Origin of the sequence: Natrialba hulunbeirensis JCM 10989 (assembly GCF_000337575.1) — an archaeon.
In the GTDB taxonomy this organism is placed as follows: Archaea; Halobacteriota; Halobacteria; order Halobacteriales; family Natrialbaceae; genus Natrialba; species Natrialba hulunbeirensis.
Window position 1 is genome coordinate 175625 of the sequence record NZ_AOIM01000034.1, and the last position, 13045, is coordinate 188669.

Sequence of the window (13045 nt, forward strand, 5' to 3'; positions counted from 1 at the left end):
CGTGAGCCACGGCGCTCGCCTCAGACCCGCCCGCTCTCGTCGTCACAGGCATGACCGGCAGTCGTCACGCGCATCACTGAGTCGTTCGGTACAGGGAACTCGAGTACCAATTCCCACGTTGGATTCTCGCTTTGCGTTTTCACTCTGCGTTCTCACTCCGTCCCCTTCTCTCCCGTTTCTTCCCAGCCGGGCGTCTCGGGTGCGCCGCGGTCTTCTTCAACTGTGGCCGCAAGGTCGGGCGATGGCGCTGAACCGCTGTCGCACTCTGCTGTGTCGTAGCGCTGGTGCCACTCGTCAATTGCGGGGCCGACCCAGGACGCACTGTCGGGTGCGCTATTTCCACGGTCTCCACCGCCAGCTGATGGCATCGCCTCCAACGCCTGTGTTTTTCCCATCTCGTAGTGATGGTCCGAAATCGCGAGCGTGCCTGGACTCGAGGCGCTTGCGACTGCGATGCACTCGGCGCGATCGGCCGGTCGAAGAGGACCGGCTTCGAGACGGTCGACGACGCCGGCGAGAGCAGCCGGCCGCGGGTGACAGAAGAGTTTCTCACCGACAGCCTGTGAGCCGAGTAGCGGTCCGTCGCCGAGTTCGTCGTCCGAAAGCTGGTCGTCGAGCAGCCTGTCGTCCCCGAAGGCCGCCTCGACGCGCTCGCACTCGGTTTCGTGTCCCAGTTCGAGGTTGTGCGCTGGATAGGCACCGCACTCGGCAGGGAAGTGTTCGTCACCGTGGATGCGACACTGCAGCGTCGCCGGATCGAGGAAGACGCAGGTCGGCAGCCACGTCGGCTCCGTGCGGCCGAAGGGAGCGACCGGCTTCGGCGGTTTTCGAAGACCGATGAAAAAGACCGGTCGGCCCGCGATAGCGGCGACCTGTTGGCCGTCGATTTCGACCGCCTCGTGCTCGTCGCGGGCACGCCAGAACCGCGGCGTCATGGCAGCAGCCATTCCCCGGTCGAGGAAGGTCCGGACCTCATCTCGGGTGAGTGGAACGAAGTTGGCATCGCTGTCGAACGGTGGGCGGCGCTCGTTCTCGCTGTCGGCGCTGGCGCTGGCGTCGGCGAATCGTCTGCGCTCGCGTTGGCGAGTTCGATCCATCTCGTGGTCGTCGAGCAACGCCGTCCAGTCCATACAGCAGCCGGCACAGCCAGCACAGTGCACCTCCATATCCGGCGCTACCACCGCGGTCGGTATAACTCGTTGGCCGGCGGTGGAAGCTGACACCGGGAGCCAAAACTGAACCGGGGGAACGACTTTCACAACGCAGCACCCACTGCCAGCTATGGCAACAGACGTCTGCGACGGCTGTGGTCGAGCGGTCAGCGTTGCCGGCGGCATCGCCAACCTCTGGACCTTCGGCGAGAACGACGGCAGTGACGGCTCGGCGATCACACTCGAACTCGCCGACGGCACGGAACACCTGCTGTGTTACCCGTGTCTCGAGGTCATCCCCGACGACCCAACCGCCGAGGACGTGGCGCGACTCGAGCAGGTCGACCCGGAGACGTCCCGCCTCGCTCCTGTTGGCGAGCGCTCTGAGGAGTCGCTATGAGGGTGAGCGTGAACTGTACTGCGCTCCCGCAACGATTTCGCGGTAGCTGACGCTCCCGTACTCGAGACCTGCCGGGACGGAGAGAAGACATGAGTCGTGGTCCGCGAACGGTCTGGCCGACGCGGACGGCGGACCACGAACAGGCCACTGTGATGGGGGGAAGGTGGCAATGCAACGGGAAAGGTCATGCAGACCGATCCCGTAAACGGAAGGGGTGGGATTTGAACGCCACGAGGCATGTGCTGCCGTCGCGGGCCAGGGTGAGCTGGCACCGCGATGCTCTACCGCTGAGCGACCCTTCCGCGACTAGATCCAAGGCCGGTGTTCGTATTTGTAATCAGTCGGTTACCTGCTGGTAACTGCCACCTACCGGCCGTTTTCGTACGACTGTTCGGCTCTGATTTGCCGACAGTCAGTTTCGATCCCGACCAGCATCGCTCACGACGGCCGAACAGTTCAGTGCGAGCAACGCTCCGTAGCCTTTAGGAGTCGGCCGGTCCGTGACTCAGACGGTGAACCCCGAGCGGATCTTCGACGCCTTTCCCGCGCCCAGCTACCGCGGGAATCAGGAGCAGGCCCTCCGCGACATCCGTGACGCGTTCGCGGCCGGTAACGATGTCGTCCTCGTGCGCGCGCCCACCGGGAGCGGCAAGTCTCTTCTCGCACGATCCGTCGCCGGCTGTGCCCGAACGATCGACGAGGCGGAGCCGAGCGAGGCCGCCGGGGCCTACTACACGACCCCGCAGGTCTCACAGCTCGACGACGTCGCCTCGGACGATCTGCTCGCCGATTTGAACGTCATCCGCGGCAAGTCGAACTACACCTGTATTCTGCCTCAGGAGCGCAACACGCCGGTCAACCAGGCACCCTGCGTACGCGAACGGGGCTATGACTGCTCGGTCCAGCATCGCTGTCCGTACTTCTCGGACCGCGCGATTGCTTCGAACCGATCGATCGCGGCGATGACCCTCGCGTACTTCATGCAGACCGCGGGTAGCGAGGTCTTTCGCAAACGCGACGTCGTCGTCATCGACGAGGCCCACGGCCTCGCCGAGTGGGCGGAGATGTACGCGACGATCCAGCTCGGGCCGCGAACCGTCCCGTTCTGGGACGACCTGCGCGTGCCGAACATCGACAGTATCGAACGGGCCGTCCGCTACGCCGAGAACCTCGAACAGACCTGTACCCGTCGCAAGGACGACCTGCTCGCACAGGAGACGCTCTCGCCCCGCGAGGTCCGCGAACGCGACCGTCTGCAGGAACTGATCGGCGAACTCGACTGGTTCGTCTCGGACTTTCGCGACCCGCAGAGTCCGACGACGTGGCTGGTCGACCAGTCCGAGCGGAACGCAGCCAATACGGACGACGACGCCGACGAGGAACTCGGCGGTCCCCTGACGATCAAGCCGATGAACCCCGAGAAGTATCTCGCCCACACCGTCTGGGACCGGGGCAACAAGTTCGCGCTCCTCTCAGCGACCATCCTCAACAAGGCAGCCTTCTGCCGGCAGGTCGGGCTCGACCCCGACGATGTCGCACTCGTCGACGTCGGTCACACCTTCCCCGTCGAGAACCGGCCGCTGTACGACGTGACCCAGGGGAAGATGACCTACGAGCACCGCGACGAGACGACGCCGGACATCGCCCGTACCATCGTCCGACTCATGCAGCGCCACCCCGACGAGAAGGGGCTGATTCACGCCCACTCCTACAACATTCAGGAGCGACTCGCCGACCTCCTGCGCGACTTCGGCGTCGGCGAGCGCATCCGCGTCCACGACCGTGATGGCCGCGACGCCGACCTGGAAGAGTGGAAAGCCAGCGACGACCCCGACGTATTCATCTCCGTGAAGATGGAGGAGGCACTCGACCTCAAGGGCGACCTCTGTCGCTGGCAAGTGCTCTGTAAGGCTCCCTACCTCAACACCGGCGACTCGCGCGTCGCCCACCGACTCGAGGAGGGCCAGTGGGCGTGGTACTACCGGACCGCGTTACGGACCATCATCCAGGCTTGTGGTCGCGTCATCCGCGCCCCCGACGACCACGGCGCGACGTATCTCGCGGACTCGAGTCTCCTCGATCTGTTCGAGCGCGCGCGAACGGACATGCCCGACTGGTTCGCAGCACAGGTCGACCGACTGTCGACGCCCGAGTTGCCGGCGTTCGATCCGCAAGCGGCGTGTGAGTCGTCCGGACCGGGTGGCCGGCGCGGCGCTAGTCGCGGTGGTGGCTCGAGTGGGGACTCGAGTACGAGTGGCTCACAATCCGAGTCAACGGGTCGGTCTGCGTCGGGGTCAGATTCTGGGACTGCGTATACCCGCTCTCGTTCTCGTTCCCGCTCGGGTTCACGATCGGGATCCGGATCGTCGAACGGTTCGTCGTCGAGTCCGCTCGCAGACGTCTGGGATACGGACGGCTAACGAGATCGACTGACGACTAACGACCGACGCGCGGAGTCTCATCGCAAAATCGAGTCATATACGCCGAGGTGATTCGTCCTCAGAACGCGGCGAGTGCGCCCCACGCGATCATCGACGTGACCATGAGGAACGCAAAGCCGAGCGCGATGAACTGATTTTTGTCCATAGGCGATGCAATTCGCCCGGGAAGTATGAATGTCACGACCGATTCCGGTCGAGTACGGTCGATTGCGGTCACTTGCAGTCGAGTACGGCTGATTCCGGCCGCACTGTGACGTGCTGTCTCTGTTAGGCTGGTCTGTTTCGATGCTTCAACCGTCGCGAACCGGTCGCTACTCGAACGCCACGTCGACGACGACGTGTTCGACGCCGGCGCTGTGACTCTTGACACGGCGCTTCTCGAGGATCTCGTGCTCTCGTCCCGAAGCGGTCCCAGCCGCATCGATGCGCTCGAGTGGTCTCTCCCACAGTTGCGACTCCGGGGTCGCCTCGTGGTAGTGGATTACACCGCCGGGAACGAGCGCGTCCAGGGCGTCCGCAAGGAAGGTGTGGGCCGCTTCGTCGCGCGTCTCTGGCTGTGCCGTGTCTGCCGCTAGCTCGACGTCACTGTCGGGGTTGGGTTCGTTCTCGCTCACGCTCCCATTCCCACTTCTGCTCTCGCCCTCAGTTCCACTCCCGTAGTATCCCATCACGATCCGGTCTGCCTCCACCTCGCTCGTCAGCTCTCGACAGTCAGACATGTAGGCGTCTACCCGGTCACCCACGTCGTTCAGCATCGCGTTCTCGAGTAGGTACCGAAACGCGGTCGGGTTGATCTCGGTCGCCGTCACTTGCGCACCGGCCCGGGCCATCGGCAACGTGAAGTAGCCGATACCCGCGAACATATCGAAGACGCGCTCGTCCGGCTCACACACGTCGCCCATCCGGACGCGTTCGGCCTGATTCCCCGGCGAGAACATCACCTTCGTCGGATCGAGTCCGTACCGCGTCCCGTGTTCGGTGTGGACCGTCTCTGTATCGCGCTCGCCGGCGAGCAATCTCGTCTGTGGCTCGCGCATGCGGCCCGACTCGCCATGGTTCGCGATTCCCTCGTCTGCAAGCACACTCTCCGCTTCGCCGTGTAACTCGAGTAGCGCCTCGCCCAGCTCGCGCTCTCGATCTGCAGGGAAGGCAGCCGGCAGCGTCACCAGGATCACCGAGCCGATGACTGCCCACGAGCTCGGGGTGGACTCGAGTGCGTCGTCGTTCCAGCCCTTCTCTGCAAGGAGCGTCGCCAGATCTCGGGTTCGGTACTCGGGGTCGAGTTGGCGGACGATGTCGAGGACATCGGTGTCGGCAGGCGGTGCGGTGACGGGCAGTGCCACTCGTTCGAGATTCTCTTCCTGTACGTGCCGCGAGTCGTCGTAGACGCCTTCGGTTCGAAGCGATTCGATCGCGGTTTCGGTGCGTGGCTTTTCGACGATGACTGCGAGCGGGCCGTCTGCGCTTGCTTGCTTGAGGACGTCTGTTACGCGCTCTGTCTTGTCTGTCTCTTCCCTGCTGTCTGCGTGTTCAGCGCCGTCTCCATCGGTCGGCTCGTCCGACATGAGTTACTCCTCCGCGGATGCGGATGCAGACTCGTCGGGAAGAATATGCAGCCCTGCACGACTCTTCAGGACGGGTACCGTCTCGGCGTCCGGATCGAAGTAGTCTGGCCGGGCGACGGTTTTCGCCTGGTACGTCTCGGGGTCGAGCACCTGTACGGCGTTCTCGTCTTCGACGGTGACGACGGTGGTCTCCTCGGCGTCCTCGTGTTCGCCGAGTTTACGTGCGTCGGGCGAGTTCCCCTCCTCGTAGCCCGCCTCGTAGCGTTCGCCGGTCGTCACGCGGACTCCCTTTAGATTGCCGCGGGCGCTGCGGACCAGAACCGGCCCGTCGTCGTCGGTGTCGTCCGCGAGGCCGATCACGTCGCCGGGGGTGTACGGCGGGAGGCGGACGGCGAAGGTGACCCGGTAGACCTCGTTCCCGTCCGAGTCCTCGGTGACGAGGGTCTCGGCGTCGTTGACGGTACCGCCGAACTCCTCGACCATCTTGTTCGATATTTTCTTGCCGATCTTGTTGGTCGAGACCTTGATGTTCAGTCCGTCGTCGGTCTCGCCGACCTCGGTGACGAAGGCGTTGCGGTCGCCCGTGGCTTCCATGTCTGCGACGATGTTGTGGGCGATCTCCTTGGCCCGGTCGGTCTCCTCGCTCGTCGGCGTCCGTCCCTCCGCGCGGATCTGGACGATGCTGGCGTAGTAGTCGCCGGCGATGCGGCCACAGCGCTGGCAGGTCTGGCGGGCGATCTTGACCGGCACCGTCACCTGCTCTTCGACCGGCGTGCCGCGGACGACACCCGTGAAGAAACAGTGCATCCGGATCGTGTTCTGGTCGACCTGCTCGGGTTCGACCTGCCAGGCGACGTCCTCGACGTCGACGTGGACCGAGAGCGCCTCGCTCACCTCCTCAATCGCAATGTCCGTGTAGTCCTGTGCGCCGACATCGACCCAGCGGTTTCCGCGGTAGACCGCGCCACAGCGGGCACAGACCCGGACATCGATCCGATTTGGCGCGTCTACGAAGTCGAAATCCTCGAAGTAACACGAATCGCAGAGGTCGACCTCGCTGCCGGGACGCAGCGGATCGGCGGCGTCGCCCGACTCGTCGTCGGCCGATCGCTCGGGAACGGGGTCCCCGCATCGGGGACAGAACGCGCGAGACTCACTCATTATCCCCGATTGGTGGCTGAAAGAGTTAAACGGCGCGCTCTGAACCCGGTTCGGAACGCGCCGATCGGGCGAGTAGCGGTGCAGCCGTTCCGTTACTTGCTCGGCTCAGTTCCACCGCCCGCGTCGCTTCCACTGCCGGCCTGTCGACGGGGCCACTCGAGTGCCGCTCCGGCACCGAGGACGCCAGCGCCGGCGGTGAAGCCGGGCATGCCGTCGTTGTCGTCTTCGGCTTCCGTCTGGGCCTGTACGCTGGGCTGGGTTTCGGAGTCTGTTTCGTCGGCGGTTTCGTTCGTTCCGTCGTTCTCGCCGGTGGGTCCGGTCGAGCCGTCCTCGCCGGTGTCGTTCTCGGTTCCGTTGTCGCTCTCTGAGCCGCCTGATGACCCGTCAGTCTCGGTCCCGCCCTCTTCGTTCTCCTCGTCGCCCGCTGCGTCCGTCTCCTCCTCGCTCCAGTCGTCGTTCTCGGAGCGGATCGCTACGAGCGTTCCCGAACTGGCGTACACTGTCTCGTTCGCGAGTGCAATGTGCGGAATGCCGTCCGTTCCGACCGACCGCTCGATCTCACCGGTGTCCGTATCGAAGGCGTACACGCCGTCGTAGTGCTCGGGCACGTCGTCCTCGTCCGGATCGTATCCTGCGCCGTCGAGGGTCAGTCCTGCGTAGACGACGCCGTCGCCGACGGCTATCGAGGGGACGCGGTACGTGATACCGCTTGGGTCCCAGATTTCCTCGCCGCCGTCTCGGTCGTAGCCCCTGACATTGTGCGAGTCGAGGCCGTAGAACCGCTCGTCGGTGATCGCCCCCGGATCGAACGTCGAGCGTTCGCTCGTGACCAGCCGCTCGCCGCTCTCCACGTCGTACAGCGTCGTGTATCCGAGGGGCCACATCGACGTATCGTCCGTATCCGCGCTGCCGATCGCCACGACATCGTCCGTCGCGACCGGATAACTCGTCTGGCGCGCGTTCGGCTCCATGAACCGACTGTGCTCGTCGTCACCGACGGGGTCGTCGACCCGCCAGCGCTCGGTGCCGTCCTCGAGTTCGAGCGCAACTGCGTGGCTCTCACTGACGGCGACAACGGCCCCGCCGCCGACGGCGACTGGCTGTTCGTACAGCGGTTCGTGCTCGTCAGTGTCGGCTGTGGGCGTGAACTCCCAGGTGACCTCGCGCGCGTCGATGTCGAACGCGAACAGGGTCCCGTCACCGACCGTGAACGCGTAGTCGCCCGCGACGACGGGTGAGGCCAGCGCCTCGTCGTAGCCGAGATCGTGCTGGCAGCAAATCTCGCCGTCGGCAGCGTCGATCAGCGTCAAGCGCTCGCCGCCGACTATGACGGTGTCGCCTCGCACCGCAGGCGTCCCGCTCGCCCCGATGTTGTGGGTGGCCCACTCGAGTGCCCCGTCGGCTGCGTCGAGGGCGTGGACCTCGCCGTCGGTGGTGAGATAGACGGTGTCGTCGACGATCGCCGTCGGGCCGGCGTGCTCGTACTCCCAGGCGACGTGTACCGGCGGTTCGGGTTCGGCTGCCGGCTCGACGACCGGGTTGTTTCCGGGGGTGCCGCCGATTGACGGCCAGCCGGCTGTATCGGTGCCAGCCGTGCCAGTACCGTCGGCTGAGTGAGTACCTGTTGCCGACTCTCCTGTCGTGTTGGTGCTGGTGTCAGCACTGACACCCGACGTGCTCGCCGTTGCGAGTGTCGCACCGACTGCTGCGAGTCCAGTCCGTTTCAGCACGCGCCGTCGATCGTATTCGACCATGGGCGTAACGTGTTCGGCCAGACCCCTTCGCTATCCGGACGGTAGCACGGTTTCGCAGGGGAGAACGACCACGTCGTTGTGCGGAATTCTGTTTCACACACTGAAAACTCGACACGAAACGAGGGGGTTCGATGAGGGTCGAAAAACTGTCTGACGGGCGTCAGACAACGAGTAGCCGTAAGATCGAGGTCTCTGAGTCAGGGGGTTTCCATGCGAAACGGAGGGGGTTAGATCGCAGGAATACCGGTCTGAGTTCGATCGAGGAACGGTTCGACTCGACGCGACAGTTGACCGTGAGGTCAGGATACTTATTTCCTCTGAGCACTTACAACGGTGTATGAACTGGCAGCCGGACTGGGGTCTTCGCGGCCGGATGTTCGTGACGATGTTCTTGCTGTTCGCGCTGTACATCGTCTTCGCCGCCGTCCTCACGCTTTACATCGGTGGTGGACTGTGGACGATCGCGCTCGTCTTTGGTGGGTTCTCGCTCGTCCAGTATTACTTCAGCGACACGCTCACGCTTCGCAGCATGGGCGCAAAGGAGGTCTCGGCGGACGAGTACCCACAGCTTCACTCATCAGTCGAACGGCTCTCGCAGCAGGCGGACCTGCCAAAGCCGACCGTCGCCGTGGTTGATTCGAACGTTCCGAACGCGTTCGCGACGGGACGTAACCAGCGCAACGCTGCCGTCGCGGTGACGAGTGGCTTGATGAACACCCTCGACCGCGAGGAACTCGACGGCGTCATCGCCCACGAACTCGCCCACGTCAAGAACCGGGATATGATGGTGATGACCATCGCGTCGTTCCTCTCGACGATCGCGTTCATGATCGTCCGCTGGGGCGCGTTCTTCGGCGGCGGACACGGCCGCGGCGGTGGCGGCGGGAAAGGCGGTGCCGGGATCCTCGTTGCGATCCTCGTCTCGCTCGTGGTCTGGATCATCAGCTACGTCCTCATTCGTGCGCTTTCGCGCTACCGCGAGTTCGCGGCCGACCGCGGCGCTGCTGCTATCACCGGCAACCCCTCGGCGCTCGCCTCTGCGCTGCTGAAGATTTCGGGCGAGGTCGACAAAGTCCCAGACAAAGACATGCGCGAGGAGGCTGAGATGAACGCCTTCTTCATCATCCCGCTGAAGTCCGGCGTCGTCGGTCGGCTGTTCAGCACCCACCCATCGACGGAACGGCGCGTCGAACAACTCCGCGACCTCGAGCAAGAACTGACCACGGCCTGAGTGCCTGTAGAGCCGGTCGACTGCGGGCGTGTGTCCCCGTTATCCCTTCCATTGTCTTCGCTCCTTTCGATCCCTTCCGCCCCCTTCGGCCTCCTCTCCCCCCTTCTCTCACTCTGCACCCTCGGCCCTTCGAAGCGCTTTTGACGCGTCCGGCGAAACGTTCGCTATAATGCTCGAGCGTGAGCGACTCATCGAACTGGTCGTCGCCGTCTCCTCCGTTCTCCTGATGCTCGGCGTCATGGCCAGCATCGGCACGAACTACGGTGGCGACGACGGAATTCTCACCCCTGACGGCGCACAGCTACTTGTCGGGGCGATCATCGGCTTCGTCTTCCTTCTGACTATCATCGGCATCGCCCTGGCGTTCGTCCTGAACGACCCCGAAGACGGACTCGAAAGCGACGACGACAACGTCGAAACGGACACGCCGGACGCGGTCTGACTGTCACGAGCGCTCCTGTACTGTTCGCCGTCGACTCGCTGTCTCTCCCTTTCCTGTGGGCTGTTTCATCTGGCCTCGTCGGCACGTTTTTCAGTTACTGTGTTGAAATATCTGTATGACCAGTTCCGACACCGCGACTGAGACGACCCCACCATCGCCACAGCCGTCCCTGCTCGGTCAACTGGCTGTCCTCGGCGTTTTCGTACTGCTCGGGACCTCTGCCCTTGTCCGCTCGGCAGGGACCGTCTCACCGGGGTCTGCGGTCGGACTCACCGCTATCCTCGCCGGCTTCGGCGTCGTCCTCCTTTGGCGACGCGCGGCGAGTGCACCGGCTCAGGAGACGCAACACGCAGCGCAGACACAGAACACAGACGTCACCGGTAGTGACGAGTCCAGCCCTGAAACAGACGCGAACGCGGATGTGGACACGGACGGAGACGCAGAAACACCGGCATCTGCGTCGAACTCGAGTGTCTGGGACGCGATTCCCGCCTGGCAGTACGAGGGTCGCCACGTCGAATCGGGTGGTTTAGCTCGCAGCGAGCAGGAGAAAGCGCTGCAGGATATTCAACAGCAGGCGGCCGAGTTAGAAGCGGAACACGAGGAGAAGTAGCCCTTCCTCCCGGCTGTTTTTCTATTCCTGTTCGTTAGCGGGAGTGTCGCTGCTGGTGTCGGTCTCGTCACCGCTGTCGCCCTCCGAATCTTGCGTATCGTCGCCATCATTGTCGCCACCATCATCACCATCATCATCATCACCATCATCACCATCTCCATCATCACCATCTCCATCTTCATCTCCTTCCCGCCAGTCCTCGAGTTCATCGTCGTCAGCGTCGTCGACGCGCTCCTCGTAGTAGGCCATCGGGTGGGGAATCCGCTCACAGAGATCGTCCTTGTTCACACAATCGCCGTAGGACTGCATCGTCGCACACGAGGGCGGTGAGTACTCCGTCGGCGAGGTCTCGCCGCGGATGTGGTCCGTCTGGTAGCGCGTCATCTCCTCGCCGAACGAGGAGTTCACCCGGTAGAGGTCGACGATTTCGTCCGTGGTCATGCCGATACTCGAGAGGAAGGCCGTGATGGCAAACCGGGAGTGATGGGGCAGGTGTTCGCCCTTCTGAACCTGGTCCAGTAGCGCCTTCATACACGGCGGGAAGAGTTCGGGGACGACGGTGTCGATCTCGCGCGTGAGGTCGAGATTGGCGAGCACCTCACGGACGTCTTCGGCGGCGTCCTCGAGTGGGTCGCCGATCGTGGTTGGGACCTCGAAGGGGAGACCGTCTTCGATTCGGTCGCGAATGGCTTCACGCAGGAGGAGCAGGAGGTCGTCTTTCCCGACGGGGACCTCGCCGTCGGTCAGGGGCTGGTTGACGAGTCCCCACTCGTCGTCCCAGAGGTCGGCGGCGAGCGGGAGGTAGGTGCCGACGTCGATTCTGAATCGGTCGGCGTTGTCGGGATCGGTTGCTGTGGTTGTGCCGGTTGTGCCAGCCGTGGCTGTGTTGGTGCCGGTCCCGGCGCTGGCCCCGGTTCCGGTTCCGGTCCCGGTAGTCGCAGTCGCCGACACGGACTCAGCCGTGACCGCCTCCTCGAGATCGAACTCTGCGAGCAACTCCGCGAGTTCGAGTCCGGTCGACTCGACGCTCTTGAGTTCGGTGGTGTTCTCGAGGTCGGCGGTGAATCGCTCGTGGGCAGTCTCGGCCTCGGCACGGGCGTATCGGCGCACGAGGACGCGTTCGCCGACCATCGAAACGAGGACGCGCGCGACCGGGTAGGAGAGCAGTTCGGTGCGGGGGTCTCGGTGGGGCTCGCCAATTTCGCCGTCTTCGAGCGCGGTAATCACTCGTTGTCGTGCGCGCTCGACGACTGCTCGCTCCTGCTCGACGACGGTAGCCAGATCGACCGTCTCTGTCGCCACGGTCTCGCGGGCAGCTTCGAGAAACGGGTATCGAGCGTGCAGTCGCTGCATCGGTAATGGGAAGCTACTCTGATGGATTAAGTCCACTGATTGTCGCTGGCTCGCGACGGTGTCGGTAATCAATGATTACGGCACCATTCTGATCGCGCTGTCCGATCGCATCTCCCGCCCTATGCCCAGGCGTGTGTCGAAGTTGCACGGGTCGGGAGACGAGCCCTCAATTCAAGAGGATCCGACCCGTTGTCTCGCCCATGCCACGGGCGACGCGGGACGGCGTGTCGATCTACTACGAGTTCGACGAGCGACCGATGGACGAGCGACGAACCGCGACACCCGTCGTCTTCCTGCAGGATCTGGGATACGGCCGGTGGATGTGGCGCTGGCAGCGCGAGGCCGTCGCGCGCGAGTTCGGCGCGCCCGTAATTGCACCCGATCTGCGCGGCACCGGCCGTTCCGACGCCGGCCTCCCGCCGCTCGTCCCCCGTCTACCGGGTCGACTCCGAGCTCCACTGCTTCAAAACGTAGCGAGCTACTCGGTGTCTGGATTGGCGGCCGATCTGGAGGCCGTCCTCGACGACGCCGGCGTCCACAGCGCCCACCTCGTCGGCTCGGGCCTTGGCGGGATGATCGCCCAGCAGTACGCCATCGACCACGACCGCGCAGCCTCACTGATACTCTGCGGGACGACCCACGGCGGGGCCGACGCCGATCCGATCCCCGACGAGATTCCTAACCGACTGCTCGCCTCCGGCGGCGGGAGCGAGCGCCAACGCCTCCGCGAGCAATTACGTCCCGTCTTCACTCCTGCGTTCACCAACCGGAACCCGCATTTAATCGAGCAGCTACTCGAGTGGCGACTGGAACAGGACGCGAGTCGGCCGGCACTCGAGGCCCAACTCGGTGCGTTCCTCGGGTTCGACAGCAGCGCGGAGCTGGATCGGATCGACGTGCCAACGCTGATCGTTCACGGGACGAACGACGAGGT

At 64.1% G+C, this 13045-nt stretch carries 12 protein-coding genes and 1 tRNA gene; 6 read left to right on the forward strand and 7 right to left on the reverse strand.

What is annotated here, in order from left to right; genetic code table 11:
- Positions 1 to 152: 152 nt before the first annotated feature.
- Positions 153 to 1166, reverse strand: coding sequence for a YkgJ family cysteine cluster protein (locus tag C483_RS11245; RefSeq protein WP_006653482.1), 1014 nt, complete (start codon positions 1164 to 1166; stop codon positions 153 to 155).
- 115 nt (positions 1167 to 1281) lie between these two features.
- Here C483_RS11245 and C483_RS11250 point away from each other — a divergent pair, with 115 nt between their 5' ends.
- Positions 1282 to 1551: a DUF7561 family protein gene (locus tag C483_RS11250; RefSeq protein WP_006653483.1), complete on the forward strand. Its 270-nt coding sequence runs from the start codon at positions 1282 to 1284 to the stop codon at positions 1549 to 1551.
- Between the two features lie 206 nt (positions 1552 to 1757).
- On the opposite strand, the gene C483_RS11255 is transcribed toward C483_RS11250, so the two are convergent.
- A tRNA-Gly gene (locus C483_RS11255) sits at positions 1758 to 1853 on the reverse strand.
- A 210-nt stretch (positions 1854 to 2063) separates the two neighbouring features.
- On the opposite strand from C483_RS11255, the gene C483_RS11260 reads away from it, so the two are divergent.
- Positions 2064 to 3971: a helicase C-terminal domain-containing protein gene (locus C483_RS11260; RefSeq protein WP_006653484.1), complete on the forward strand. Its 1908-nt coding sequence runs from the start codon at positions 2064 to 2066 to the stop codon at positions 3969 to 3971.
- A 79-nt stretch (positions 3972 to 4050) separates the two neighbouring features.
- Here the strand turns inward: C483_RS11260 and C483_RS21090 are convergent, their stop codons facing one another.
- The 4 genes from C483_RS21090 to C483_RS11275 form a co-directional block, all read right to left on the reverse strand.
- Positions 4051 to 4173 carry a hypothetical protein gene (locus C483_RS21090; RefSeq protein WP_275039996.1) on the reverse strand — a complete coding sequence of 41 codons (123 nt, stop codon included), beginning with the start codon at positions 4171 to 4173 and terminating at the stop codon, positions 4051 to 4053.
- 130 nt (positions 4174 to 4303) lie between these two features.
- Positions 4304 to 5557: a class I SAM-dependent methyltransferase gene (locus C483_RS11265; RefSeq protein WP_006653485.1), complete on the reverse strand. Its 1254-nt coding sequence runs from the start codon at positions 5555 to 5557 to the stop codon at positions 4304 to 4306.
- A 3-nt stretch (positions 5558 to 5560) separates the two neighbouring features.
- Positions 5561 to 6718, reverse strand: coding sequence for a 60S ribosomal export protein NMD3 (locus C483_RS11270; protein ID WP_006653486.1), 1158 nt, complete (start codon positions 6716 to 6718; stop codon positions 5561 to 5563).
- 92 nt (positions 6719 to 6810) lie between these two features.
- Complete coding sequence (locus tag C483_RS11275; RefSeq protein WP_006653487.1) at positions 6811 to 8472, reverse strand: outer membrane protein assembly factor BamB family protein; 1662 nt, start codon at positions 8470 to 8472, stop codon at positions 6811 to 6813.
- A gap of 337 nt (positions 8473 to 8809) precedes the next feature.
- Here C483_RS11275 and htpX point away from each other — a divergent pair, with 337 nt between their 5' ends.
- From htpX to C483_RS11290, 3 genes are all read left to right on the forward strand, one after another.
- Entirely contained in the window at positions 8810 to 9703 is an 894-nt protein-coding gene (htpX, locus tag C483_RS11280; protein WP_006653488.1) for a zinc metalloprotease HtpX, read from the forward strand.
- A gap of 169 nt (positions 9704 to 9872) precedes the next feature.
- A complete protein-coding gene (locus tag C483_RS11285) occupies positions 9873 to 10145 on the forward strand; it encodes a DUF7472 family protein (protein ID WP_004267420.1) in 273 nt (90 codons plus the stop codon).
- 115 nt (positions 10146 to 10260) lie between these two features.
- Positions 10261 to 10758, forward strand: coding sequence for a hypothetical protein (locus tag C483_RS11290; RefSeq protein WP_006653489.1), 498 nt, complete (start codon positions 10261 to 10263; stop codon positions 10756 to 10758).
- Between the two features lie 21 nt (positions 10759 to 10779).
- Here the strand turns inward: C483_RS11290 and priL are convergent, their stop codons facing one another.
- Positions 10780 to 12111 carry a DNA primase regulatory subunit PriL gene (priL, locus tag C483_RS11295; RefSeq protein WP_006653490.1) on the reverse strand — a complete coding sequence of 444 codons (1332 nt, stop codon included), beginning with the start codon at positions 12109 to 12111 and terminating at the stop codon, positions 10780 to 10782.
- 200 nt (positions 12112 to 12311) lie between these two features.
- On the opposite strand from priL, the gene C483_RS11300 reads away from it, so the two are divergent.
- A partial coding sequence (locus C483_RS11300) for an alpha/beta fold hydrolase (protein WP_006653491.1) occupies positions 12312 to 13045 on the forward strand: 734 nt, incomplete at its 3' end.